The 24448-nt window shown below is 63.0% G+C and carries 23 protein-coding genes; 14 read left to right on the plus strand and 9 right to left on the minus strand.

What is annotated here, in order from left to right; translation table 11 throughout:
- The first annotated feature begins 158 nt into the window (after positions 1-158).
- Complete coding sequence (locus tag VGH41_RS13980; RefSeq protein ID WP_331598039.1) at positions 159-1535, plus strand: gluconate:H+ symporter; 1377 nt, start codon at positions 159-161, stop codon at positions 1533-1535.
- A 139-nt stretch (positions 1536-1674) separates the two neighbouring features.
- Positions 1675-1965, plus strand: coding sequence for a DUF1272 domain-containing protein (locus VGH41_RS13985; RefSeq protein ID WP_331598040.1), 291 nt, complete (start codon positions 1675-1677; stop codon positions 1963-1965).
- Positions 1966-1993: 28 nt separating this feature from the next.
- Here VGH41_RS13985 and VGH41_RS13990 read toward each other — a convergent pair whose 3' ends face one another.
- Both VGH41_RS13990 and VGH41_RS13995 read right to left on the minus strand, forming a co-directional pair.
- Positions 1994-2197, minus strand: a complete 204-nt coding sequence (locus VGH41_RS13990; RefSeq protein WP_331598041.1) for a zf-HC2 domain-containing protein — start codon at positions 2195-2197, stop codon at positions 1994-1996.
- A complete protein-coding gene (locus VGH41_RS13995) occupies positions 2184-2792 on the minus strand; it encodes an RNA polymerase factor sigma-70 (protein WP_331598042.1) in 609 nt (202 codons plus the stop codon). The genes VGH41_RS13990 and VGH41_RS13995 overlap by 14 nt, the downstream gene beginning before the upstream one ends.
- A 606-nt stretch (positions 2793-3398) precedes the next feature.
- Between VGH41_RS13995 and VGH41_RS14000 the strand changes: the two genes are divergently transcribed.
- On the plus strand, positions 3399-3683 hold the full coding sequence (locus VGH41_RS14000) for a hypothetical protein (RefSeq protein WP_331598043.1): 285 nt from the start codon (positions 3399-3401) through the stop codon (positions 3681-3683).
- Positions 3684-3694: 11 nt separating this feature from the next.
- Complete coding sequence (locus VGH41_RS14005) at positions 3695-3967, plus strand: DUF6723 family protein (RefSeq protein WP_331598044.1); 273 nt, start codon at positions 3695-3697, stop codon at positions 3965-3967.
- Positions 3968-4279: 312 nt separating this feature from the next.
- On the opposite strand, the gene VGH41_RS14010 is transcribed toward VGH41_RS14005, so the two are convergent.
- From VGH41_RS14010 to VGH41_RS14020, 3 genes are all read right to left on the minus strand, one after another.
- On the minus strand, positions 4280-4525 hold the full coding sequence (locus VGH41_RS14010; protein WP_331598045.1) for a hypothetical protein: 246 nt from the start codon (positions 4523-4525) through the stop codon (positions 4280-4282).
- A gap of 464 nt (positions 4526-4989) precedes the next feature.
- Positions 4990-5928: a hypothetical protein gene (locus tag VGH41_RS14015; protein ID WP_331598046.1), complete on the minus strand. Its 939-nt coding sequence runs from the start codon at positions 5926-5928 to the stop codon at positions 4990-4992.
- A gap of 290 nt (positions 5929-6218) precedes the next feature.
- Positions 6219-8489, minus strand: coding sequence for a hybrid sensor histidine kinase/response regulator (locus VGH41_RS14020; RefSeq protein WP_331598047.1), 2271 nt, complete (start codon positions 8487-8489; stop codon positions 6219-6221).
- Between the two features lie 673 nt (positions 8490-9162).
- Between VGH41_RS14020 and VGH41_RS14025 the strand changes: the two genes are divergently transcribed.
- The 8 genes from VGH41_RS14025 (at position 9163) to VGH41_RS14060 (ending at position 16846) form a co-directional block, all read left to right on the plus strand.
- Positions 9163-9531: a response regulator gene (locus tag VGH41_RS14025; protein WP_331598048.1), complete on the plus strand. Its 369-nt coding sequence runs from the start codon at positions 9163-9165 to the stop codon at positions 9529-9531.
- Positions 9524-10147, plus strand: coding sequence for a chemotaxis protein CheC (locus VGH41_RS14030; protein ID WP_331598049.1), 624 nt, complete (start codon positions 9524-9526; stop codon positions 10145-10147). Before VGH41_RS14025 ends, VGH41_RS14030 begins: the two co-directional genes overlap by 8 nt.
- Positions 10144-11082 carry a diguanylate cyclase gene (locus VGH41_RS14035; protein ID WP_331598050.1) on the plus strand — a complete coding sequence of 313 codons (939 nt, stop codon included), beginning with the start codon at positions 10144-10146 and terminating at the stop codon, positions 11080-11082. Before VGH41_RS14030 ends, VGH41_RS14035 begins: the two co-directional genes overlap by 4 nt.
- A gap of 216 nt (positions 11083-11298) precedes the next feature.
- Positions 11299-12147 carry a presqualene diphosphate synthase HpnD gene (hpnD, locus tag VGH41_RS14040; RefSeq protein ID WP_331598051.1) on the plus strand — a complete coding sequence of 283 codons (849 nt, stop codon included), beginning with the start codon at positions 11299-11301 and terminating at the stop codon, positions 12145-12147.
- Complete coding sequence (gene hpnE / locus VGH41_RS14045) at positions 12147-13418, plus strand: hydroxysqualene dehydroxylase HpnE (protein WP_331598052.1); 1272 nt, start codon at positions 12147-12149, stop codon at positions 13416-13418. Before hpnD ends, hpnE begins: the two co-directional genes overlap by 1 nt.
- Positions 13415-15457 carry a squalene--hopene cyclase gene (gene shc / locus VGH41_RS14050; RefSeq protein ID WP_331598053.1) on the plus strand — a complete coding sequence of 681 codons (2043 nt, stop codon included), beginning with the start codon at positions 13415-13417 and terminating at the stop codon, positions 15455-15457. Before hpnE ends, shc begins: the two co-directional genes overlap by 4 nt.
- Positions 15458-15543: 86 nt before the next feature.
- The gene (locus VGH41_RS14055; RefSeq protein WP_331598107.1) at positions 15544-16203 is read left to right on the plus strand and encodes a phosphorylase; all 660 of its coding nucleotides are present in this window, start codon (positions 15544-15546) and stop codon (positions 16201-16203) included.
- A gap of 163 nt (positions 16204-16366) precedes the next feature.
- Positions 16367-16846, plus strand: coding sequence for an acyl-CoA thioesterase (locus tag VGH41_RS14060; protein ID WP_331598054.1), 480 nt, complete (start codon positions 16367-16369; stop codon positions 16844-16846).
- A 90-nt stretch (positions 16847-16936) separates the two neighbouring features.
- Here the strand turns inward: VGH41_RS14060 and VGH41_RS14065 are convergent, their stop codons facing one another.
- Together VGH41_RS14065 and VGH41_RS14070 are read right to left on the minus strand one after the other, a co-directional pair.
- Positions 16937-17941 (minus strand): MlaA family lipoprotein, encoded by a 1005-nt coding sequence (locus VGH41_RS14065; protein WP_331598055.1) that lies wholly within the window; start codon positions 17939-17941, stop codon positions 16937-16939.
- Positions 17938-20565 carry an MMPL family transporter gene (locus VGH41_RS14070; RefSeq protein ID WP_331598056.1) on the minus strand — a complete coding sequence of 876 codons (2628 nt, stop codon included), beginning with the start codon at positions 20563-20565 and terminating at the stop codon, positions 17938-17940. The genes VGH41_RS14065 and VGH41_RS14070 overlap by 4 nt, the downstream gene beginning before the upstream one ends.
- A 177-nt stretch (positions 20566-20742) precedes the next feature.
- On the opposite strand from VGH41_RS14070, the gene VGH41_RS14075 reads away from it, so the two are divergent.
- Together VGH41_RS14075 and VGH41_RS14080 are read left to right on the plus strand one after the other, a co-directional pair.
- Positions 20743-21348 carry an ABC transporter substrate-binding protein gene (locus VGH41_RS14075; RefSeq protein WP_331598057.1) on the plus strand — a complete coding sequence of 202 codons (606 nt, stop codon included), beginning with the start codon at positions 20743-20745 and terminating at the stop codon, positions 21346-21348.
- A gap of 687 nt (positions 21349-22035) precedes the next feature.
- On the plus strand, positions 22036-22230 hold the full coding sequence (locus VGH41_RS14080; RefSeq protein ID WP_331598058.1) for a hypothetical protein: 195 nt from the start codon (positions 22036-22038) through the stop codon (positions 22228-22230).
- On the opposite strand, the gene hpnH is transcribed toward VGH41_RS14080, so the two are convergent.
- Positions 22217-23368, minus strand: coding sequence for an adenosyl-hopene transferase HpnH (hpnH, locus tag VGH41_RS14085; RefSeq protein WP_331598059.1), 1152 nt, complete (start codon positions 23366-23368; stop codon positions 22217-22219). The genes VGH41_RS14080 and hpnH overlap by 14 nt on opposite strands.
- Before the next feature lie 10 nt (positions 23369-23378).
- Positions 23379-24323, minus strand: a complete 945-nt coding sequence (gene ispH, locus VGH41_RS14090) for a 4-hydroxy-3-methylbut-2-enyl diphosphate reductase (RefSeq protein ID WP_331598060.1) — start codon at positions 24321-24323, stop codon at positions 23379-23381.
- Between the last annotated feature and the right edge of the window lie 125 nt (positions 24324-24448).

A 24448-nucleotide genomic window follows, 5' to 3' on the forward strand; every position in this document is an offset into this window, starting at 1 on the left:
GCGCGAAAGGCCTGCGAAAGGCCCGCAATAGGCCGGCAACGATCCCACCATCAATGCTCACCCGCGCCGACCCAAATGCCCGCGGCGCCCACGCCCCGCTACAATCGCCGACATCCGCGCCAGACCGCGGCTGAATCAATCGACAAACAAGGGACACCGTGCATTTGACGTCAACACTCGCGCCGTGGTCGGCCCACGACACCCAGCTCATCCTTTCCTGCCTGCTCGGTCTCGCGCTGATCATCGTTTTCATTAGCGCCCTGAAGCTCGCCCCGTTCCTGTCGATTCTGGTCGGCACGTTCGCGGCGGGATTTGCAGCCGGTCTGCCGCTCGAAGCGGTGGCCGGGGCGTTCAGCAAAGGGGCCGGCGCGCTGCTCGGCGACGTGGGCATCATCATCGCGTTAGGCGCGATGCTTGGCGCGCTGATGGCCGAGTCCGGCGCGGCGGATCGGCTCGTGTCGACCATCCTCGATCATTCCACGCCGCGTTTGCTGCCCTGGATGATGGCGCTGGTGGCGATCGTCGTCGGTCTGCCGCTCTTCTTCGAAGTCGGCCTCGTGATGATGGTGCCGATCATCTTCGTGATGGCGCGCCGCTCGCAGCAACCGATTCTGCGCATCGCGATTCCCGCGCTCGCCGGCATGACCACGCTGCACGCGCTGTTGCCGCCGCATCCGGGCCCGCTGATCGCCGTCAGCGCATTGCACGCCGATCTCGGTCTGACGCTCGGGCTGGGTTTGATTGTCGCGATTCCGGCTGTGATTCTTGCCGGCCCGCTCTACGGGATCTGGTTGTCCAAACGGATGCACGTCGTCGAACCCGAAGAGATGGGCAAGCTGTTTTCCGCGCAGGCCGACACAGGTGAGCCGCCCGGGTTCGCCATCTCGCTCATCACGATCCTGCTGCCGGTGATTCTGATGCTGGGCCGCACGGTCGCCAGGCTGCTGCTCAAGCCGGAAACGTTCCTGTTCGACGCGCTGAACTTCCTCGGTGAACCGCTGATCGCCCTCGGCCTCACGGTGCTGTTCGCGATCGTTGTGTTGGGCTGGTCGCGGGGAATGCCGCGCGATCGCGTCGGCGCCATCCTGCGCAAGAGCCTGCCGCCCATCGCGGCGCTGCTGCTGACCATTGGTGCGGGCGGCGGACTCAAGCAGACACTGGTCATCGCCGGCATCAGCACGACCATCGGCAAGATCGCGGTCGGCGCGCATCTGCCGCTGATTCTGCTGGCGTGGCTGATCGCCGTCGCACTACGTCAGGCCACAGGTTCTGCCACTGTCGCCACCACGACGACGGCCGGGATCGTCGCTCCGGTCGTCATGGGCCTGAGCCCGACGCACAATTCGTTGATGGCGCTGGCGATCGGCGCCGGCTCCGTGTTCTTCTGCCACGTCAACGACGCAGGTTTCTGGATGGTGCGCGAATATTTCGGACTGCAACTCAAACAGACGGTGTTTGTGTGGTCGATTTTGCAGACTATCGTCTCGGTGGTCGGTCTCGCGCTCACGCTCGTGTTATGGGGCGTGCTGACCTGATGTCGTGGAGCTTCGCGGGCGGCAGCGATTGATACCTGAATGGCAGCGCCCGCCATCCGTGGTCTCTTACACTGGGCCATCTGCAAGGGCACGCCGTTGCGTGTGCCTTGCTTCAACCCGAGCCGATACGGAGCACGTGATGCTTGAACTGAGACCGTCCTGCGAAGGATGCGGCAAGCTGTTGCCGCCCGATGCCACGGAGGCGATGATTTGCAGCTATGAATGCACCTTTTGCGAGGCCTGCGCGTTGAGTCGCCTACAGAATGTGTGTCCGAATTGCGGCGGCAACTTCGAACATCGGCCTATCCGGCCGCAAGCCATGCTCGCGAAACATCCGGCCAATGAGGCGCGACATGCCGTGCAGATCGACGAAGCCGCGCACGCGGCGTTTCTCGAACGATACGGCGCGACGCTGCCCCGCGAGCGCTAGCTGTAAATCCAGCCACGCCGACGCGCAATCAATCGTCCGAAGGTGTTTCCGGTGTCCTGTCGAGACCGCTGACTTCACGCGACGCCGCACGCAAAAGGCTGATGTGCTTGCGATAGTTGCGGCAACCGCTGCAGGTGGGCAGATGCAGACCCACTGCGATCCATTCGCCCGCGCTCAATGGACGGTCCAGCGCATCCGACAGCAGACGCGTAATGTTTTTACATTTCCCCATTCGCATCCTCTCTGGAAAGGCCCTTCTCGGTAAGGCACGTGCGCAGACGCAGGCGTGCACGATAGATCAGGACGCTGCAGTGATTCGCGGTCATTTGCAATTCGCTGCAGATCTCCTCGGTCTCGAGATCGAGAAACTCGCGCATCATGAACACCCGTCCAATGTGCTCCGGCAGATGATCCAGACACATTTCGAACAGTTGCCAGAACTGCTGCTGGCGCAACGCGGTTTCCGGCGTCGGCCACGGACGCGGTTTGGACTCGCTGGACCAGTGGCCGTTGTCCTTGAACAGCTCGCGATCGAGCAGCGCCTCGTCGTCCAGTTCGGATTCGAGCTCGGACAGATTCACGGTGCGTTTGCGGGCGCGTAGTGTGTCAACCAGCTTGTGACGAAGGATGCCGAACACCCAGGTTTTGTGCTCCGATTGGCCGCCGAACCGGTCAGCCTGTGTCCACGCCGCCGCGAGCGCTTCCTGGACGGCATCCTCGGCTGCGGCGGCATCGCGTAATTGCAACCGCGCAAAGCGTAGCAGGTCGCGCCGCAGCTGCGTCAGGTAGACCGGGTCATCGGACGAGGCTCTGGCGGACTGAGTCATGTGGGCCTCCGGCCCGCGCCGTCGAACGATGTCATCACCGGATGGACGCGCACGTGCGCGTGTTCTGCAAGATCGATCGTCTTCATGAGTGGATGGTTTTTCTAACGCCCAAGGATGGCGCGGCGCCCATTTTCTCGCAGGTTCCTGCTGACAAGAACGGGTATTCAGCATAGATCCGCCGGAACACGATGACTTTATTGGACTGAGTCGTCCGGCAGACGCTTTTATGACAACAAGTTTAAAGATTGATTGTGTTCGGCATCGTTTCGAGTGTGGCGCACGCCGCCTGGAAAATGGGCGGCCGTGACCGCGTCCATTTTTTCCGCTGCCAAACGACCCCGGATCCGGTTCAACGCTATCCCGAAATGAACCTCATGACCGGCAGGCATACGTGCTACAGTGGGTCAACTGCCTGAAAGCCACCTGAGAGCTACCTGAGCATCTCTCGCGCATCTGCTCCGACCAGTCGAAATTTTCATCTCACTGCGCTCCCCGGATCGAACAGGATCCTTTCTTCCATGTCAGTTCGCGTAGCCGCGCATCCTGCCTGACGGATGGCGACCGTCTTTGCGCGCATCGACACGCCACCTACCGGAGACGATCACCATGAACAACATCATTAGAAGCTATCGCGGACTTGAGATTTATCCCCTGGTCTATCCGCATCAGCCCCGCGGCGCAAACGGTACGCGTCATTACGATGCGGGCTTCGACGCCGCCGTGAAAATATGCCGGCGCGGTACTGACGACTCGGTGACGACCAGCCGGGTGTTTCGCGTGCCGAGCCGCGCACCATTTGGCACGACAGGCGACGCGCGGATGGCCTCGGCGAGCCACGCCGAACTCGTCATCGACGGCATGATCGCGGGTCAATCGATTGTAGGCCTGTGAGTCGCGCACTGATGGCCAACTCCACCGCCACCCGGCGCCAGGCGTCACACGACGGCTCGGACCGTACGGGCCGGGCGAACTATAGCGTCGTGGCGTCGTCGCGCCGGACCTCGAGCGGCAGCGTGCCGACGCTCAAGGTGATCCGCTTGAGCGACAACCGCGTGATCTACCCGTTTCAGGGGCACGCCGGCATGCCATTCTTTGAAAATGCCGAAGCCGCCGAGCACTACGCGTTGACCTACGGACTGCAACTGGTAGACGGGGACATCGCCGTCCCGGAATGACCTCTGGCGCGAATATCCCTGAGGGACCATTCATGGATCGCCCAAGACAACAGAAAGCCGCACGTTTGTGCGGCTTTTTCGCTTAACTGCTCTTCATCAGTGCCTATTCTGGCGCCTTTTCCGTCGGCGTCACTGGTCGATAGCGCCATTTTTCCGCGCTGGAATTGATCTGCGCGTCGTCCTGCTTGCGTTTTTCCGCACGTGCCTGTTCTGCGAGATCGAATTCCGTGCGCCTGTCCCGCAGGGGACGCGCTGCATCTGGGCGGTATGACATAAAGCCTCCGTTGTTATAGTGCATTTGAGTGGGCTGTTCTACGGCTTGCCGCCGCCGTCCATGCCGCCGCCATCCATTCCGCTTCCTCGGCGCCATACGTCCTTGCCGTGCTCCGACAGTTCGCCGCAGCTATGCTGCGCGTCCGCTTGCGTTCCGTCCACTGCCATTTCGCCGCCGGGCGACTCCTGGGACCTCTGTTTTTGCTTTTTGCGCGCGGCGAACGCTTCATCATGCGATTTTCCTGCGTAGTCGGGCGTGACGGGGGGTGTAGGGATGTGAGCCATTACTGGATCCTCCATGAAATGAACATAGGCCGCGGCCCACGCCCTGCACGGTTGTGCCGGACGGGGCGCATTGCACATCAGCACCGCCGGACGCGCTATGCTCAACGGGTCACCGAAATTCTGAAGAGAACGCCTGTTTGCCTCAATTCGTCTCAAAGCGGAGGCGTGCTTGACTGGAAAGGCAAAACCCCCAGTTATCCACAAGGTTATTCAGTGAAATTGTGGATAACTCTGTTGCGCGTTCGGTTATCCACCGGACACGCTTCGCGGATCGGTAATGCCCTTAATTTCCAGGCGCCAACGTTGTGCAACCTTTGCCGCATACCGCCGGGATTTCCGGCGGTTGCCTTCGATCGTGACGGGACCTGAGTAAAGCGGCCCACGAACGGAACGACCCAGATTGCACCACGACCGGCGGCGTCCAATAAGCAGCCGCGCCCTGCGTATCGACGCCGCACCGTGAATTACACGTGATGATGTCCCGTCACGCGTTCCCAGCCGTGCCGCACTGCGACCTTGAAGCGTTCCCAGGTATCGGCCTTGTCCGGCGAGGTGGTTTCCCAATGACGCCGTGCTTCAGGCTCGACGTCGTCCCAGGGGCGGTCGCGATACTGCACGTCGCGCGCAATCGACGCGCCGTAGCGGTAGGCCGGCACATAATCCTCATAACGCGAGCTTTCGCTGGCGTACTGTTCGTCGTAGTGACCGCGGAAATCCTCTTCGTATTCGAGAAATTCGTCCGGAATGGTCTCGCCTACCGGTTCCGGCCGCCTTGCCGCCGGCGCGACGTCGACGGGCGTGAACACGGCGCCGAACCCCGGCGCACTCCCGGCCGCGATCGTGTTCAGGGTGGCGGCTTCGCCCAGCGGCCGCGCCGTCAGTGGATCTTCGAGATGCGGCTCGGCAGGTGGCGTCGGCGTGGTCCGCATGGGCTCATCCGCGGCACGGCGCGCGGCAGGCGTAGAAGGGGTCGTACTCATCCCAAGCTCGTCGAGCACTGAATGATCGCGACGCGTATCCGCGTCGGCCAACTCGGCTTGCCAGCCGGGCAGGCGCTCGCCGATATCCGTTGCGCCGAGCCGCGACAGCGTGCTGCTTGCAAGCTCCGCGTGCGACTCGCTGGCCGCGTTCACGCAAACCAGCACGGCGCCGCGCCGCACGGCATCCGCGTAGCGCTGGGCCTCGGGCGCACGAGGCTCCTTCGCAAACAGACTGGAAATGAACCGTTCGATATTCGCCAGCACGCTGGCATGCTCCACCGCGTCCGCTGCGCCCGCGGCCGACGGCTCGGGATTGGCTTGAAGCTCGATCGTGTCGTAGGCGAAACCGGTTTGCACGAGCGTATCGCGCGCGCTTTCCGCCTGGGTATAGGTGTCGAATAAACCGATCACGGTATGTCGCATGGCTGTCTCCCGACGTTGGACTGGGCGGCCCAGCGCACGCGCGCGAGCCGTCCTTCCCGTGAAAGCCGCAACGATCGTGCCGGGACTGGCCGCGGCTTGCGCCCGGGGCGAACGTCTGCCAGCAAGGGCCGAGAGCGTATGGCGCGGGGGCGGGCGTTCGCGCCAAGACCGCCGCCCGGCGCGCTTTTTACAAAGGCAGGTAATTCGCGGAAGGCGGTCGGGGCGTGGATCAGAAGCTGAACGCGCTGGACCCCGAAGCCCGAAGCCCGAAGCCCGAAGCCCCCGCGCCGTTACTCCGCCGGATGCGCGCTCGCCTGGCTCAAATCGCGCTGGATCCCCTGCAGGAGTTTGTCGAGCAGCGCGATATCGAAGGGCTTCGACAACACCCGCACATCCACGTGACGGGCACGGTCAAGCTCCTCGGCGTAACCCGTGACCAGAATCACCGGAAGACGGGTTTCGAAGGCCTGGACGGCTTCGGCCAGATCGATGCCGTTCGCCGTGCCTGGCATGTGGATGTCGGACAGCACCAGATCGAACGGCAGAGGCTCGCCCGTGCGGGCCTGCCTGGCGTGGGCGTCGTCGAAGAGCCGCAGGGCAGTGTCGGCGTTGAAGACGCAGGTGACCTGGTGGCCCATCATTTGCAGCAGAGCCTCGGTGCCCGCCGCGACTTCGTCGTTATCCTCGACCAGCAGGATGCGCAGGCCTTGCAGCGGAGCAGCCTCCTCGGCGCTCTTCGGCTCGTCGGGATGCTCGAGCTCCGGTGCGGCGGCGGCCCGCGGCAGGTAAAGCCGCACTGAAGTGCCGGCGCCAATCGCGCTGTCGATCGCTGCGAGGCCGCCGGAGCGCTCGCAAAAGGCGAACACCTGCGGCAAACCGAGGCCGGTGCCCATGCCCTTCGGCTTGGTCGTGAAGAGCGGCTCGAAGGCCCGGGCGAGCACGTCCGGCGGCATGCCCACGCCCGTGTCTTCAAGCGATAGCTGTACAAAATCGCCCGTCAGCGGAAAACCGTCCTCGTGACGGAACGTGATGTTGCCCGCCCGCACCGTGAAGCGGCCGCCATTGGGCATGGCGTCGCGCGCGTTGACGGCGAGATTGATCAGTGCAAGTTCGAGTTCGGCGACGTCGACCCGCATCGGCCAGACGTTGACGCCCAGGTCCATCACGAGCGAGATTTTCGCGCCCAGCGACGCTCGCAGCAGTTCGCGGCAGGCCGGCAGCCAGCGCTCGACGACGAGTGTTTCGTTGCGCAACGGCTGCTTGCGGGCCACGCCGAGCAACTGCCGGGTCAACGACTGACCGCTCTTGAGAGCCCGTTCGACTGCGGACAACTCGCGGTCGAGCCCCGGCGCACCGCGTCGCCGGGCGATCTGCACGTTCGCCGAGATGATCATCAACAGATTGTTGAAGTCGTGCGCGACGCTGCCCACCAGGTTGCCGAGGGCTTCCATCTTGCGCGACTGGCGGTAGGCGGATTCAATTGAACGGCGCATCGACGCCTCGGCCTGCCAGCGCTCCCACGCTTCCTCTTCCGCGCCCAGCCGCCGCAGCGACAGCCAGATCACGCACCACAGCACGATGGACGGCGTGAACAGCGAGAGGATCAACACGCTCAGGTGGCGATACCAGGCCGCCCAGATCGCGGACGTCCGATAGCCGCACGACACGTAGACCGGATACGCGCCAACCCGGCGGTACGCGACGATCATGGTGTCGTGGCCGAGCGCCGAGTGCATCGTGACGACACCGAAACGCTGCCCCTGGGCGAGGGCGTTGCCAAGCGGCGTATGCGCCGCGATCGCTGCGGGCTGGTTCGGCTCGGCGGGGTATTGGGCGAGCACGGCGCCGTCGGCGCGCGTCAGGCTCATGGTCATCGGCGTGTCTTTGCCGCCGAGCAACTCGCGGTAGAACGCGTCGAAATAACCGGGTCGCAGCGCCACCGACACCACCCCCGCGAATGAACTGTCGGCCGCGCGGCGCGGCACGCCCGTATTGAACACCCGTTCATCGGCAACCCGGCCTTCCATGACCTTCGAGACGTGTTCGAGCACTTTGCCGTCGCGGATGCCGCTGAAATCGTCGCGCTCGACAATCGAGATGGGCGGTGCCGGGTAAAAGCGGCTGCTGGCAAGCAGGGTGCCGTCCCGGCCGAAAATGGAGACCGCCGCGACCTGCGGATAGCCGCCGCCCATCGTGCTCAGTTTGGCGTGAATCTCATCCTGGCGGGCCCGGATGCCGTCGTCGTCAAGTCCTTGCACCAGGTCGACAACGCGCGCATCGAGCGCTTCATTCATGTCGAACACCTTCAGCGCATGTTCTTCGGCAACGCGTACGGTACGCAGCGTCAGATCGGTGGCGTCGGCTTCGCGCGCCCGGAAGTCGCTGAACGCCATGGCGGCGACGTAGACGCACGGCAGCACGATCGCCGCAATCAGCAGGGCAATCAGCGTGATGCGCCGGACCTGGAAATTCTGCTCCGGTACCACCGGGAACAGCGCTCCGTCCTGCCGGTTAGCGGAGGAGCGGTTGGCTTCGCGCGAGTCGGTCCGGTCAGTTGTCATCTTTAATACCGTTTCGATCGGCTGGGACGAAAGAACTTACGATCATCATGATACGAGAAGTAGGGAATGCCGTACGCGCCTATCGGATCGGTAACAATAGACCGCCAAAGGAATGTCGAAGTTTTTTGCAAAACAGTGACGAATCTGGAAGCGCAAACGTACACAAAAGTAAAGGCAGCGGGTTTTGCCGACCATGCCGGTTAAATTGTTCTTGTAAAAGAGATTGAATGAGCGGATTTTGTCCGTCAAATCCAATTTGGCGGGTTGCCTTTTCGCCGGTTTAAATCGAAAATCCCGTCCATGATAAGAATCGCGTCTGCCATGTTCGGACGCATTTGCCGCGAGGGCCAGCCAGACAACGCGTTCACGCGTGACGGAAGGGGTCGCGGAAACCCGCGCCGCAGGCTGGACTCCATGGGAGCCACCGGCTGCGCTGATCATCTACGGGGGCTCGAACATGCCGGTCATCGTCGTTGTCCAGCATGCGCTCATGCGCATCTCATCGTGCCCGCCGCACGCGCGCGAACGTGCGCCCATTTCGCCCTCTCGCAAGCTGCAGTTGCGCCGGGCTCGTCATCAGCTTTTTGCGGCAGTCAGTCCTTGAGCCGCTAAAGAACTCCTGATAGTTGCCGTTAACAACGAACGAGCCCATCCCGTTTTACGACCCTCCGCCATGTCATTGCCCATTGTGATCGCCGACGATTCGCTGCTTGCCCGTAAGGTGCTCACAAAGGCGCTGCCGACGGATTGGGATGTCGACGTTACCTACGCATCGAACGGGCGCGAAGCGCTCGAGCTGTACCGCGAAGGCAAGGCGTCGGTGATGTTCCTCGACCTGACGATGCCGGATATGACCGGCTACCAGGTGCTGGAGGCCTTGCAGCACGAAGATCTGAACACGTTCGTGATTGTCGTGTCCGCCGACGTGCAGCCCATGGCGCAGGAGCGCGTGCGCACGCTAGGGGCCATTGCCTTTATCGCCAAGCCCGTCACCCCCGAGGCGGTACTACCCATCCTCAAGGAGTACGGGTTGTATGTCTGAGCCAGTCCTCAACGAAGATCAGCGCGACGCGCTGCAGGAGGTCGCGAACCTCGCGATGGGTCAGGCCGCGAAGCGTCTCGCGAGCCTGCTGGATGCCTTCATCGAACTGTCCGTACCGCGCGTGCAGATGGTCGCCATTGCCGACGCTGCCCAGGCGCTGCGTGACATGACCGGCATTCAGGAAACCGTGAGCGCGGTGCGCCAGGGTTTCCGCTCGGACATCAAGGGTGAGGCGCTGGTGATCTGCCGCAGCGGCAGCATCGAGCAGTTGTGCGCGCTCGTCAACGACCCGTACGCGCGCTCCGCCTACGAAAAGATCAGCCAGCAGGAACTGGTGTTCGACGTCGCCAATGTGCTGACGGGCGCTTGCGTGTCCTGCATTCTCGACCAGCTGGGCCGCACGCCGGTGTTTTCGCCGCCGGGGCTGCTCGGCGAGTCGATGTCGCTTGACGACGTGTTCCAGCCCGGCGTGCTCGCCTGGGAAGTGGCATTGCTCGTCGAAGTCAACTTCACGCTGGAAGATCAGAGTTTCCGCGCCCATCTCGTCATGCTCATGGCGGAAGAATCGATCCGCCATATGAATCACGCGCTCGACGCGCTGTTGTCCAGCCTATGAACGTTTCTCCTGCCTCGTTGAGCGATCTGGTCGTCGAACGCGTCGGCTTTGGTATTTTCGTTCTCGATCGCGAGATGAAGGTGCTGATGTGGAATCGCTTCATGCAGGATCACAGCGGTTTGCCGGCCGAGCAGGTGGTCGGCAAATCGATTTTCGCCAATTTCCCCGAATTGCCGCGCGTCTGGCTGACCCGCAAGCTGGAAAGCGTGTTCCAGCTGGGCAGTTTTGCATTCAGCTCGTGGGAGCAGCGCCCGTATCTGTTCAAGTTCGACCACGACCGGCCGATTACCGGTGGCGTCGATTTCATGCAGCAGGACTGCACGTTCATGCCGCTGACGCGGGATCGCGAAGTGGTGGCCGTGTGCGTGACCGTCTCCGACGTGACCCACGTGAGCATCGTGCAACGCGAGCGTGAGGAAGCGGTCGCGAAGCTGCAGGAATACGCCGACCGCGACGGCCTGACCGGTATCGCCAACCGCCGCTATTTCGAAGTGCGCTTGCGCGACGAATACACGCGCTGGCAGCGTTACGGCGGCGACATGTCGGTGCTGCTGTTCGATCTGGACCACTTCAAGAAGATCAACGACCAGTTCGGCCACGTGGTCGGCGACAGCGTGCTGCGCGAGATGGCACAGCGGGTCGCGCAGGTGGTGCGGTTGCAGGATACTTTTGGCCGCTTCGGCGGCGAGGAATTCGCGCTGCTGCTGCCGTGCACGCCGCTCGACGACGCCATGCTGGTGGCTGAAAAGATCCGTCATACGATCGGCGACACGCCGGTTGACGTGCAAGGCGTCAGCGTGCCGGTGACGGCCAGTGTGGGCGGGGCGGCGGCGCGCGTCGGTGTCCCCAATTACGACGTGTTGATCAACGAAGCCGACGCCGCGCTCTACAGCGCAAAGCGTCAGGGACGCAACCGGTCGGTCGCGTTCATCTGAGACAGGGCGGGCGATCCGGCCGGCCAACGCCATCGGTAATGCACCGTTAGCCGCGGATTGTTCCCCTAAACTGCGTTATCCCGCAAAGGTTGTTATACTTTTCGCCGTTTCCGGCATCCCTGCCGGCGTACACGCGCGTGTCCGCGCGCGCGGCTTGCCCTGCGGGCAGGCATGATTTCATGACCGCCTCCAGAGGGCCCCTCAGCGGAGATCGTCTTGGCTGTTTCCAATCTTGTCGTGGACGATACAGAGACTGACGCCGCTGCCGCCTCATCGGGCAGCTCGTTCTATCTTGCGATGCGCATCCTGCCGGCCGCGCAGCGCGATGCAATGTATCAGATCTACGCTTTTTGCCGCGCTGTCGACGATATCGCCGACAGCGATCTGCCGCGCGCGGAGCGCGCCGCGGGGCTCGAACGCTGGCGCGCCGACATCGACGCCTGCTACGCCGGTGCGCCGCGCGCGTCGCTGCGCGCGCTGACGCGGCACATTCATACGTTTCATCTGCAGCGCGAAGATTTCCACGCCATGATCGACGGCATGGCCATGGACGCCGCTGCCGACATCTGCGCACCGGACGAAGACACGCTCGACCTGTATTGCGACCGCGTCGCGAGTGCGGCGGGGCGTCTATCGGTGAGGATATTCGGGATGCAGGAAGCGCCCGGCCGCGAGCTGGCGCATCACCTCGGCCGCGCGCTGCAATTGACCAACATCCTGCGCGATATCGACGAAGACGCCGAGATGAACCGCTGCTATCTGCCGCGCGAGTTGCTGGCGCTCGAAGGCATCGCCACGGCGACGCCCACGGCGATCGCGGACGATCCGTCGCTGCCGCGCGTCTGCGCGCCGCTCGTGGCACGTGCCCGCGACCACTTTGCCAAAGCCGACGCGATCATGGATACCGTGCCGCGCGGCCAGGTCCGTGCGCCGCGCATCATGTCCGGCGTCTATCGCGTTCTTCTGGAGCGCACCGTCGAACGCGGCTTCGACATGCCGCGCACGAAAGTCCGCAAGCCGCGTGCGCGGCTCTTGTGGATCGTCGCCCGGTACGCATTTTTCTGATGTTGAAGCTCGTCCACGTGATCGGCGCAGGCCTCGCCGGTCTGGCCGCTGCGGTGCAATTGCAGCGGCGCGGCGCGCAGGTCGTGCTGCACGAGGCGGCGCTGCAAGCAGGTGGACGTTGCCGGTCTTATTACGACCGCACGCCTGGGACCACAATCGACAGCGGCAATCACCTGGTGCTGTCCGGTTACACCGCGACGCTGAATTACCTGCGCGCAATCGGTGCTGCCGATGAACTGGTCGGCCCGGATCAGCCGGAATATCCATTCATGGATCTCGCCACCCGGGCGCGCTGGACGGTGCGGCTGTCGCCAGGCCGCTTGCCGTGGTGGATTTTCGATCAGGCGGCCCGCGTGCCGAATACGAATCCGGGCGACTACCTGTCGCTCATGCCGTTACTGCTCGCAAAACCCGGCCGGACCCTGGCGCAGACCATGCGCTGCGACGGCGTGCTGTGGGACCGGCTGCTGCGACCCCTGTTCAGGGTGTTTTTGAACCTCGAGCCGCGCGAGGCCACGGCGGAACTGGCCGCCGCGCTGGCGCGCGAGACGCTGGCTGCGGGCGGCCCGGCGTGCCGTCCGCTGATCGCCCGCAATGGCCTGAGCAGCGCCTTCGTCGATCCCGCGCTGCGCCTGTTGCAGCACGGCGGCGCGGCCATCCGGCTCGGCTCGCCGCTCAACGGCATCGAGTTTGCAAATGAAGGCACGCGCCGTGTCGCCGCGCTGAATTTTGCCGACGAAACCGTCACGCTCGAGGCCGGACACGCGGTGATCCTCACGGTGCCTCCGCAGGTCGCGCAGACGCTCGTGCCTGGTCTGCAGGCGCCGAACCGCTTCAGTGCGACGCTCAACGTCCACTTCGCGGTCGAACCGCCGTTCGGCGTGCCGCCGCTGACGGGGCTGCTCAACGGGACGTCGCAGTGGCTGTTTGCGCACGAGGGCCGTTTATCCGTGACGATCAACGGTGCCGAGGGCCTGCTCGACACCGCTCGCGAAGAACTTGCGAAACAGGTTTGGGCCGAAGTGGCCCAGGCCGCAAGCCTGCCGCTCGAACCCATGCCGGCCTGGGAAATCGTGACGGACCAGCAGGCGACTTTCGCGGCGCGGCCCGATCAGGAGATGCTCCGGCCGGCCATGCGCACTCGCTGGAACAACCTGATGCTCGCGGGCGACTGGACGGCCACTGGCCTGCCCGCAACGATTGAAGGGGCGATCCGCTCAGGCCAGAAGGCCGCGGATACGCTGCTGAACGAACCGATGGAACGCAGATGAACGATTTATCCCTTGCCCAGCAGATGGGCAACGACCCGACCGAAGCAACGTCCGAGGCCAGCGGCGCCGCAGCCGCCGCGTCGGCCAGCGCCACGCCTAACGTCACGCCGACCGTCACGCTGGACGACGCCGTGACGCGCGCCACCGACGCGATCCTCGCCGCGCAGCGTCCGGACGGCCACTGGGTCTATGAACTCGAAGCCGACGCGACCATCCCTGCCGAATACGTGCTGCTGGTTCACTACCTCGGCGAAGAGCCGAACCTGGAACTGGAACAGAAGATTGCGCGTTATCTGCGCCGCATCCAGTTGCAAAACGGCGGCTGGCCGCTTTTCACCGACGGCGCGCTGGATGTCAGTGCCAGCGTGAAGGCGTACTTCGCGCTGAAGATGATCGGCGATCCTGAGGATGCCGAACACATGCGCCGCGCCCGCGAGGCGATTCTCGCGCATGGCGGCGCGGAAGCGTCGAATGTGTTTACGCGCGTTTTGCTGGCGCTGTTCGGCGTGGTGTCGTGGTACGCCGTGCCGATGATGCCGGTCGAAATCATGCTGCTGCCGCAGTGGTTCCCGTTCCATCTGTCGAAGGTTTCGTACTGGGCCCGCACCGTGATCGTGCCGCTGCTGGTGCTCAACGCGAAGCGGCCGGTGGCGCGCAATCCGCGCGGCGTGCGGATCGACGAACTGTTTCACGGCGCGCCCGTGACGACCGGGTTGCTGCCGCGAGCGGCGCATCAGAGCAAGGGCTGGTTCAACTTCTTTCGCGGCGTGGATAACGTGTTGCGGCTGGTCGACGGGCTGTTTCCGAAGTACACGCGCGAGCGCGCCGTGCAGGCGGCGCGCGCCTTCGTCGACGAGCGGCTGAACGGCGAAGACGGCTTGGGCGCGATCTTTCCGGCCATGGCCAACTCCGTGATGATGTACGACGTGCTGGGCTATCCGGCCGATCATCCACACCGCGCCATTGCACGCAAGTCGCTCGACAAGCTGCTCGTGATCCGCGACGACGAAGCATATTGTCAGCCGTGTCTGTCGCCGGTATGGGATACCTCGCTGGTGGCGCACGCGCTGCTCGAAACCGGCGATCCGCGCGCCGAACAGGCCGCCGAACGTGGCCTGCAATGGTTGCGTCCGCTGCAGATTCTGGACACGCGCGGCGACTGGATTTCGCGCCGCCCGGATGTGCGGCCCGGCGGTTGGGCGTTCCAGTACGCGAACCCGCACTATCCCGACGTCGACGATACCGCCGTGGTCGTGATGGCGATGCACCGCTCGGCGGCGCTGACGCAATCGAATGTGGACCGCGAAGCGATTTCGCGCGCGCGCGAATGGGTGGTCGGCATGCAGAGCAGCGACGGCGGCTGGGGTGCTTTCGAACCGGAAAACACCCAGTACTACCTGAACAACATTCCGTTCTCCGATCACGGCGCGTTGCTCGATCCGCCGACTGCGGACGTCTCGGGCCGCTGTCTTTCGATGCTCGCGCAACTCGGCGAAATGCCGGCCAACAGCGAGCCGGCGCGGCGCGCGTACGACTACATGCTCAAGGAGCAGGAGCCGGACGGCAGCTGGTACGGCCGCTGGGGCATGAACTACATCTACGGCACGTGGACGGCGCTTTGCTCGCTGAACGCCGCGGGCATGACGTCCGACGATCCGCGCATGAAACGCGCGGCGCAGTGGCTGATTTCCGTGCAGAACGAGGACGGCGGCTGGGGCGAAGACGGCACCAGCTACAAGCTCAACTATCGCGGCTATGAAAAGGCGCCGAGCATTGCTTCGCAGACGGCCTGGGGTTTGCTCGGGCTGATGGCGGCGGGCTGCGTCGAGCATCCGGCGGTCGAGCGCGGCATTGCCTATCTGTTGCGCGAGCAGCGCGAGCACGGCCTGTGGGACGAAACGCGCTTTAGCGCGACCGGTTTCCCGCGCGTGTTCTATCTGCGTTATCACGGCTATCGCAAGTTCTTCCCGCTGTGGGCGCTGGCGCGTTACCGCCAATTGAAGCGCGACAAGCAGACCCGCGTCGCAGTCGGGATGTAACGGTGAGCCATTCCACACAGTCCACGCAGTCGTTTTCGTCCGCCCGATCCAGTGCTGGCCGGTTGCCGGTGATCGTAGTCACCGGGATGGCGTTCGAGGCCCGCATTGCGCAAGGCGAGGGCGTCGAAGTGGTGTACGCGGCGCGCTCGGACCTGCTCGAGCGCGCACTGAGCGCGGCGATCGCGCGCGGTTGCTCGGGCATTGTCAGCTTCGGCACGGCCGGTGGCCTCGCACCGGATCTGCAGCCTGGCGCGATGATCGTCGCGGACGCCGTCGAAGGTCCGTTCGGCCGCATTGCCACTGATCCACGCTGGTCCGGGCGGCTCGGCGCCGCGCTGGCCGCCACGCCGCTCGGCGCGCAGCTGCGCCGTGGCTTGCAGGCGGCCGTCACGGCGCCGCTCACGAGCGCCCACGACAAACAGGTGCTGCACCGATCCACTGGCGCCTTGGCTGTGGATATGGAATCGCATATTGCCGGCGCGCTCGCCGCCGCGCAGGGCGTGCCGTTCGCGGTGTGCCGCGCGATCGTCGATCCGGCGTGGCGCTCGCTGCCGTCGGCCGCCACCGCCGGCCTGCGCGACGACGGCAGCACCGCGATCGCGCCGATTCTGCGTGAGCTCCTGAAGCAGCCGTCGCAGCTCGGCCCATTGATCCGGCTGGCCGGCGACGCCCGCGCCGCTCGCACTTCGCTTGTGCAGGCGCGCCACGCGCTAGGGGCCGCGGGAGCGCTGCAACAGGCGTCCTGAATCCCGAACCTCATTGCGAAGCACGGCCGCAGCGGCTTTTAGCCCAGCGGCCGTGCTTTTTTGGATGACTAGGGAAAACCCTTATATTTGGTATAATCTAGGTATTAACCCTAGGTTTTGGCCTCATGGCTAATTCGGGATCACCTGAGCACGGGATATCAAAATGAATTTTCACACCAGAAAATGGGTCAAGCCGGAAGATCTGAACCCGAACGGCACGCTGTTTGGCGGCAGTCTGCTGCGCTGGATCGACGAAGAAGCCGCTATTTATGCGATTTGCCAGCTGGACAACCAGCGCGTGGTGACCAAGTTCATGTCGGAGATCAACTTTGTCAGCTCGGCGCGCCAGGGCGACATCATCGAACTCGGCATGACCGCGACGCACTTTGGCCGCACGTCGCTCACGCTGCGCTGTGAAGTGCGCAACAAGATCACGCGTAAGAGCATCTTGACGGTCGAGAAGATGGTGTTCGTCAATCTCGGCGCGAACGGCGAGCCGGCCCCGCACGGTCGTACGCAGATTCGATACGCGGACGAGGCGTTCGAGCGTTATCGCGCGAACGCACTTTCGGCGGTGGCGCAGCCCGGTACGACGGCCGAAGACGCTTCAGCGGGACGTGTGGAAGCCGATACGATGCATTGAGGCATTGAGGCCTCAAGACAAACAGCCCGGCGGGTTTGCACCCGCCGGGCTGTTTGCATTGTGCGCGACGCGCGAGCGTGTTCTGCAGACTTATTGCGCGGCAGGCGTCTTGCCGGCCGGCGCGGCATCCGGCGCCGCCGCAGGGACGGCAGCCGGATTCGCGCCCGATGCGCCAGTCGCAGGTGCGGCCGGTGCCGACGCATCGCCCGGGTCGGTGTAGTCAGGCACGCCGGCCGGCGCTGCGCCTGACGCGCCATTAGCGGGCGCCGCGGGAGCCGACGTGTCGCCTGGATCGCTATAGTCGGGCAAGCCAGGCGTAGCCTTGTTGGCGCCGTCCCCGGGTGCCGCAGGCGGCGCCACGCCGGCGCCCGGCGCTTCCGGATCGCCATAGTCCGGCAACGGCGCAGGCGGCGCGGACTTATTGCCGCTTCGCAGCAGCGACTGCCGCTGCTGCGTAAAGGCATCGCGCACGAACGAGTATTTGTCGAGGGCGGCGGCCTGGAGCAGATCGGAAGCGCCCAGCAGGTCGGAACGGGCGCTGATGAACTGCGCGATCCACATCGGATTACGCACGGCGGGTTCGAAGTAGGTCATCGGATTGAAGCGGAAGTCCACCGCGAAACCGAGACTGTCGCGGAACGAACTCGGCCCGAACAGCGGCAGCACCAGATAGGGCCCAGACGGGACGCCCCAATGGCCGAGCGTCAGTCCGAAATCCTGATGGTGCTTCGGCAGCCCTGCGGGCGTCGCCCAGTCGAGCAAACCGCCCAGCCCGAAGGTGGAATTGAACGCGAAGCGCATGATGTCTTCGGTCGCATCCGTGAACTTCAGCTGCAGCAGATTGTTGGCGGCATTGCCCAGATCGCCGAGGTTCGAGAAGAAGTTGCTGATGGCCGTGCGCAGCGGCTGCGGCGTGACCTTCTGATAACCCTTCGCGACCGGCTGCGCGATCGTGCGGTCGAGCACGTCGTTGAACTTGAAAATCTCCCGGTTCATGGGCTCGAGCGGGTCGCCCGGCTTGCGGTCGGGACCCGTGGCACAGCCTGTGGCGAGGCTTGTCACGACCAGTGCCAACGCGGCGGTTCGCATCTTCATTTCTTGATTCCTTGCTTTTCTTTCGATGCGCGACGCGCGCGCGGCTTACCCATCAGAACGGGCTGAAACACCACGGCACCGACCAGCGTGCAAAACAGCGATAGCGCCAGCAACCGCCCCATGCTCGACGTCCCTGGGTGATGCGACAGCCAGAGGCTGCCGAACGCGGTCGCAGTAGTAGCCGCACTGAACATCACGGCGTGCGTGAGGCTCGACTGCAACAGGCCGGTTTGCCCGTTGCGCCATGCCATCACAAAGTAGATCTTGAACGCGACGCCTACACCCAGCATAAGCGGCAATGCAATGATATTGGCAAAATTCAGCGGCATGCCGAAGACAACACATAGCTCAAGCGTCACCAGGGCCGATACCAGCAGCGGGATCAATGTCCGCAGCACGTCACTAATACGCCGCAGCGCGAGCCACAACAGGATGGTGATGGTCAGCAGGGCCCAGCAGGCAGCCTGCAGGAAAGCCTTGATGATGACATCCGCGGAATGCAGGATCGAGATCGTGCCGCCGGTGGCACCCGGCTCGGCTTTTTTCACGGCATGCGCGAAACGGCTCAGCATGACGTCGTCACCGGGATCTGCGCCGTCTGCGACCTTCGGCCCTATGTCGACGAGTGCCTGGCCGCCTGGCGCGACCCAATCGCGTGCGATATCGGGCGGCACGGTGGCGCGAGTGATTTCGCTCGGCTGCAGCAAGTCGGCCAGTTGTTTCAGCGCGATCTTCAGCGTGCCGGCCATGGCGACTTCGCCGCGGTCGCGCGTGGCGGGGTCGGCGGCGGCCAGCTTTTGCAGCGTGGCTGACAGATGCTGCGCCTCGGCCGCGCCCGGACCCGGATGATCTTCAGCGGCGAGCGAAAGCTGATTCGCCGCGCGCTTCAAGGCGGCGACGCGCAGCGTGTCGTTCGACGGCGGCGCCGGCGGCTGGGTGAGGGCGGGCAGCAGTTGCTGCGCAGCGCTATTGATCAGAAGAAGCTTCTGCGGCTGATCCGTCGGAATGAAGGTGCTGAGCGTCGTGACGCGGCCCACTTCGGGCAGCTTCTTCAGATGCGCGGCGATCTGGTCCGCAGCCGCGAGCGTCGGCCCGAGCACCTGCACATTGTTGACCGCGGCTTCGGGCGAGTCCTTCAGCGAGAGCAGCGTCGCCATCGATTCCGTGTGCGGATCCTTCAGATGCAACGGATTGAAGTCGAAGCGCAAATGCGTGAGCAGCGGCAGCGCGCCGACCACCACCACCAGCGTGCCGATCAGCACGGGCTTGCGATTGCGGTCCAGAAAGTCATCCACGGGGGCGAGCTGCCTGAAACCCGGCGCGGTGGGTTCGCCGGGCGGATTGAAGAGTTTCACCAGGGCGGGCAGCAAGGTCATGTTGGTGCCGTAGGCGACGAACATGCCGACGCCCGCGATCTGCCCCAGCTCAGCGACGCCACGGTACGCGGTGGGCAGGAACGAGAAGAAGGCTTCGGCGACGGCGACGGCGGCAAGCGTCAGCGGCACGCCGATGGTGTGTGCCGTATTGATGAGAGCAGCGGCGATCCGATCGTCGAGATTGCGTTCCTCGCGATACTTGACGCCGAACTGCACGCCGAAGTCGATGCCGAGCCCGACGAACAGCACCATGAACGCGACCGAGATCATGTTCAGCGCGCCGACCATCATCAGACCGAGCGCCGCGGTGATTGCAAGTCCGACGAATAGCGTGATGAACACCGCGAGGATCATGCGGCCCGAACGTAGCGCGAGCCAAAGAATGATGAGCACCACGACGAAGGTAAATGCGCCGTTGAGCGCGGCGCCATCCTGCACCGAGGCAAATTCTTCGTCGGCGAGCGGCTGTTCGCCGGTGAGGCGCACGGTTGCGCCGTACTGCTGGTCGAGATGAAGCGAGGCGGCGGTGGCGCGAATCGCCGCGGAGGCGCGGGCACCGGGTTCGAGCGCGCCGTAGTCGACCACGCCCTGCACGGTGATGAACGCGTGGGCCGGATTGGTGGCCACACTCTTGTCGACCAGGGCACGCCACGAGAACGCGGTCTGCTGGCCGGCCAGCACGCCGTCGAGCACGGTGGCGCTTTGCGACAGCAGATGGCTCATGTCGCTCAACTTGATCTGACCGAGTTGCAGCGGCAGCAGCAGACTGGTCGTCAGCACGCCTGAGAGACCGGTCAGGCTGGGATCTTTTGCGAGCGTGTTGACGAGCGGCCGCGATTGTACAAGTTGCCCGGTGGTGGACTGAACGTCTTCCAGCGATGGAAACAGCAGACCATTGCGTTCGAAGAACTTGCCGCCCGCGGGTTGCGAGACGGCGACGAATTCCTTGGGTTGGCTCTTGAGGGCCGCGGTGAGTTCATTGGCGGCCGCGTCGGCGTATTCGGGGGCGCGCGCCTCTACGACGACGAGGATGGTCTGGCCGCGTTGGGGGAAGGCTGCATCGATGGCATCGCCGGGTGCGGACCAGCTTGGATCGTTTTCGACGAGGCGGCTGATGTCCGTATTGATCTTGAAGTGATTGACAACGTAGTGACCGCTCAGCACCGCAAGGAGGAGCGAAATGACGATGACTCGCAGAGGGCGACTCACCGACCAGGCGACGAGGCGGACGATAGATGACTTCAGCATGTAGGCGATTGAGGCCCTGTCACAGACGGCGTTTTTGGCATGAGGGCATAAGTATACCGACGTGGGGCGGATTAGCTCAGTTTGTGGGGCACGGACGAACGGCCAAAATCGGTATACTGGCTTTGAGCGTGGCCCGGCGGGTCATCCAGTGGTCATTTTTCCTGTCCTGATGAGCTTATGAAACGTTATCTGTTTGCTTTTATGGCAGCAGCGGTGGTTTCCACTGCCGCCTTCGCGCAGGCTGCGCCTGATGCTGTCGTGAAGAGTGCTGTCGAGGGCACGGTCACGGCAATGAAGGCTGATCCCAAGGCGCGTAGCGGCGACATGGGCGAAATTACGCAGGTGGTGGTAACACATTTCGTGCCCGCCACCGACTTCAGGCGAACCACGCGAATTGCCGTGGGCAAGGCATGGAGCACGGCGACGCCGGAACAGCAGAACCAGCTGTATGAGCAGTTTCAGACTCTGCTCGTGAGGACATATGCGGCGTCGTTGGCGCAATTGCGCGATCAGGATGTGAAGTTCAAGTTTCTACCGGCTGATGTACCTGCGGGTGCGAAGGATGCGGTGGTGCAGTCGCACGTGCTGAGTAACGGCGGGGATGATGCGGTGGGGTATCGGCTTGAGAAGACGGACTCAGGCTGGAAGATTTATGACATCGATATGCTGGGGGCCTGGTTGATTCAGGTTTATCAGACGCAGTTTTCCGAGCAGATCTCCAAAGGCGGGATTGACGGGCTCATCAAGTTTTTGACTGAGCATAATGCGCGGGGAGCGGGGTAAGGGTTTTGGGTTGTGGGGCCGACGGTTTTTTTGGTTTTTATGTGACGTTGGCCTTTTCTTGTTGTCTTAGCGGTTTATTGGCTTCGCCTCTGTGCCGTTTGTCGTACCGGGTTGGCCTTTCCTCGTTGTCTTGGTGGTCTATTAGCTTCGCCCCTGTGCGGGGCGGCACTTTCTTTACCGCCGCAAAGAAAAGTAGGCAAAGAAAAGTAGGCAAAGGAAAGCGGGCTCACACCGCCAGCCCATAAGTGTCCATCTCTGTCATGTACGGGTAACGGCCCAACACGAGACCTGCCCCCGCGCAGCCACACTCGTGACACAGCATTCATCCGCTCCAGCGTTGCGCTACGCGCTCCGCCGCTAGGCATATCTCCTTCTGCGTAGTCCGAAACAATCAGTAAGCCGTTTTCACTAGCATACCCATCCGCGACGCGCGGAGTGCGAAGTGGGGTGGATAAGTCCTATGTCAAAAGTGTGTGTGATGCGAGGGTCGAACTTGTCTCGGGCCAATGTCGTGTGAGCGGCGGGGGCGACACCTACTGGCTGGCGGTGTGAGTCCGCTTTCTTTGCTTACTTTCTTTGCGGCGACAAGGAAAGTGAGTGCCGCCCCACACAGGGGCAAAGCTAATAGACCAATAACAATGCAAGGAAAGGCCAACCCAGTATCGCAAACGGTACAGGGCGAAGCTAATGGACCAGGAACAAAACAAGAAGAAGCCAACGTCATATAAAAACCAAAATAAACCAGCCGTCAGCCAGACAAAAAACCAAAAGCAAAAACAAAAGAAAAAGCGCATCGATCAAAAAACCGATGCGCTTTCCGCAGAGAACAAATGCAACAGAACCCAAATCGGGCCCCGAAGCAAAAAACTTAATGCGCCGTAGCCGTCTCCACCTTCTTCCCCTTCCCGGCCCGCCCAATTTCTTCCAGCTTGATCTCGACATGCCGCGAGAAAACATACTCAGCGGGCCGTTGCTTATCAAGCGGAATGTCCTTGGCGAACGCACCAGCCGTCTTGGGCCCGCGCAGCGAGACCTTGAGAGCCTTCAAAGGATGCGCAACCGTATCCATCACGGCCGTAGCTTCAAACCCACAGTGCACCATGCAGTCCGCGCACTTCTCGTAGTTGCCCGTGCCGTATTTGTCCCAGTCGGTCGTCTCCATCAGTTCCTTGAAGGTCTTCACATAACCTTCGCCGACCAGATAGCACGGCTTCTGCCAGCCAAACACCGTACGTGCCGGATTGCCCCACGGCGTGCATTCGTACGTCTGATTGCCGGCGAGGAAGTCCAGGAACATCGCCGACTGACTGAACGACCAGTTCTTGCCGCCGTTGCCACGCTTGAAAATTTCGCGGAACAGATGCTTGGTCTTGTCGCGGTTCAGGAAGTGCTGCTGATCCGGCGCGCGCTCATAGGCGTAACCCGGCGAAACGGTGATGCCGTCTACGCCCATTTCCTTGACCGTATCGAAGAACGCAGCGACGCGCTCCGGCACCGCGTCGTTGAACAGCGTGCAATTGATGTTCACGCGGAAACCGCGGCGCTTGGCTTCCTTGATCGCGGCGACAGCCTTGACGTACACACCCTCTTGCGACACCGAGTGGTCGTGCGCCTGCTCGTCACCGTCCAGATGCACCGACCAGACGAAGTACGGATTCGGCTCGTAGTCGTCCATCTTCTTTTCCATCAGCAGCGCATTCGTGCACAGATACACGAACTTCTTGCGCGCGATGATGCCCTTGACGATCTGCGGCATTTCCTTATGCAGAAGCGGCTCGCCGCCTGCAATCGAAACGACCGGCGCGCCGCATTCGTCGACGGCGCCAAGGCACTCCTCGAGCGACAGGCGCTGGTTCAGGATGGGATCCGGATAGTCGATTTTCCCGCAGCCATTGCAGGCAAGATTGCAGCGAAACAGCGGCTCGAGCATCAATGCGAGCGGGTAGCGCTTATTGCGCGCAAGGTGTTGACGCATGATGTATGCGCCAACCCGGACTTTCTGGAGCAACGGAATAGACAAGGTGTCCTCCTTAAACTTCGCGTGCGGCGAGAGGTTGCGTCAGCTTTGACGGCAACTTGAATTCGACTTTCTCTTCCCGGCCCGCCATCGTCGTGACCTCGACGGACCCTAATGCGCGCAGCGCATCGATTACGTTTTCAACCATTTCTTCAGGCGCCGAAGCACCTGCCGTGATGCCGACCGTCTGCACATTCGCAAACCATTCCGGCTTCACTTCCGAACCGTCGGCGACGAGATAGCTCGGCACACCTGTTTCGCTGCCAATCTCACGCAGCCGGTTCGAGTTCGAACTGTTGGTTGCGCCTACAACGAGCAACACATCCACTTGCGTGCTCAGTTCGCGCACCGCTGCCTGACGGTTTTGCGTGGCATAGCAGATGTCGCGCGTGTCCGGACCGACGATATTCGTAAACCGGCGCAGCAATGCGTCGATGATGCCGCGCGTGTCGTCGACCGACAGCGTGGTCTGCGTCACATACGCGAGCGGCGCGTCGACCGGCAAGTCGAGGTGAGCCACTTCCGCCTCGCTTTGCACCAGCAACACCTTGCCGGGAATCTGGCCGATCGTGCCTTCCACTTCCGGATGCCCGGCGTGACCGATCAGGATCAGCGTACGCCCGGCGCCGACATACTGACGGCCCTGCACATGCACTTTGGTGACGAGCGGGCAGGTGGCGTCGAGCACGTCGAGGCCGCGCTGTTCCGCTGCACGTTCGACGGTCTGGGCAACCCCGTGCGCGCTGAAAATCGCCACGGCGCCCTCGGGCACCTCATCGAGCTCTTCGACAAAGCGGGCGCCCTTCTGGCGCAAATTGTCGACCACATGCCGATTGTGGACGATTTCGTGACGCACATACACCGGTGCGCCGTGCTGCTGCAACGCGCGATCGACGATTTCGATCGCCCGGACCACCCCCGCGCAGAAGCCACGGGGTTGAGCAAGAATGACTCGCATAGGTTGCCGAACTCCGACTGACGCAGGTTTCGAGGAAGTCGGTAAAAACGACTTTATCGCCGCGACCATGATATTAATTGATGTCTACGGGTGGACGTAAATCCGGTAGACGAAAACCAAACGCG

The sequence above is a fragment of the Paraburkholderia sp. genome (assembly GCF_036488795.1).
In the GTDB taxonomy this organism is placed as follows: Bacteria; Pseudomonadota; Gammaproteobacteria; order Burkholderiales; family Burkholderiaceae; genus Paraburkholderia.

Coding starts and splice junctions, on each gene's coding strand:
- VGH41_RS14015 (WP_331598046.1), bottom strand. CDS start 5,928: ATGCGACATACCGTGATCGGTTTATTCGACACCTATACCCAGGCGGAA.
- VGH41_RS14010 (WP_331598045.1), bottom strand. CDS start 4,525: ATGGCTCACATCCCTACACCCCCCGTCACGCCCGACTACGCAGGAAAA.
- hpnE (WP_331598052.1), top strand. CDS start 12,147: ATGTTGAAGCTCGTCCACGTGATCGGCGCAGGCCTCGCCGGTCTGGCC.
- VGH41_RS14000 (WP_331598043.1), top strand. CDS start 3,399: ATGAACAACATCATTAGAAGCTATCGCGGACTTGAGATTTATCCCCTG.
- VGH41_RS13995 (WP_331598042.1), bottom strand. CDS start 2,792: ATGACTCAGTCCGCCAGAGCCTCGTCCGATGACCCGGTCTACCTGACG.
- VGH41_RS14060 (WP_331598054.1), top strand. CDS start 16,367: ATGAATTTTCACACCAGAAAATGGGTCAAGCCGGAAGATCTGAACCCG.
- VGH41_RS14005 (WP_331598044.1), top strand. CDS start 3,695: ATGGCCAACTCCACCGCCACCCGGCGCCAGGCGTCACACGACGGCTCG.
- VGH41_RS14080 (WP_331598058.1), top strand. CDS start 22,036: ATGGACCAGGAACAAAACAAGAAGAAGCCAACGTCATATAAAAACCAA.
- VGH41_RS14070 (WP_331598056.1), bottom strand. CDS start 20,565: ATGCTGAAGTCATCTATCGTCCGCCTCGTCGCCTGGTCGGTGAGTCGC.
- VGH41_RS14035 (WP_331598050.1), top strand. CDS start 10,144: ATGAACGTTTCTCCTGCCTCGTTGAGCGATCTGGTCGTCGAACGCGTC.
- VGH41_RS13990 (WP_331598041.1), bottom strand. CDS start 2,197: ATGGGGAAATGTAAAAACATTACGCGTCTGCTGTCGGATGCGCTGGAC.
- VGH41_RS14055 (WP_331598107.1), top strand. CDS start 15,544: ATGGCGTTCGAGGCCCGCATTGCGCAAGGCGAGGGCGTCGAAGTGGTG.
- VGH41_RS14075 (WP_331598057.1), top strand. CDS start 20,743: ATGAAACGTTATCTGTTTGCTTTTATGGCAGCAGCGGTGGTTTCCACT.
- ispH (WP_331598060.1), bottom strand. CDS start 24,323: ATGCGAGTCATTCTTGCTCAACCCCGTGGCTTCTGCGCGGGGGTGGTC.
- shc (WP_331598053.1), top strand. CDS start 13,415: ATGAACGATTTATCCCTTGCCCAGCAGATGGGCAACGACCCGACCGAA.
- VGH41_RS14025 (WP_331598048.1), top strand. CDS start 9,163: ATGTCATTGCCCATTGTGATCGCCGACGATTCGCTGCTTGCCCGTAAG.
- VGH41_RS13985 (WP_331598040.1), top strand. CDS start 1,675: ATGCTTGAACTGAGACCGTCCTGCGAAGGATGCGGCAAGCTGTTGCCG.
- VGH41_RS14020 (WP_331598047.1), bottom strand. CDS start 8,489: ATGACAACTGACCGGACCGACTCGCGCGAAGCCAACCGCTCCTCCGCT.
- VGH41_RS14065 (WP_331598055.1), bottom strand. CDS start 17,941: ATGAAGATGCGAACCGCCGCGTTGGCACTGGTCGTGACAAGCCTCGCC.
- VGH41_RS14030 (WP_331598049.1), top strand. CDS start 9,524: ATGTCTGAGCCAGTCCTCAACGAAGATCAGCGCGACGCGCTGCAGGAG.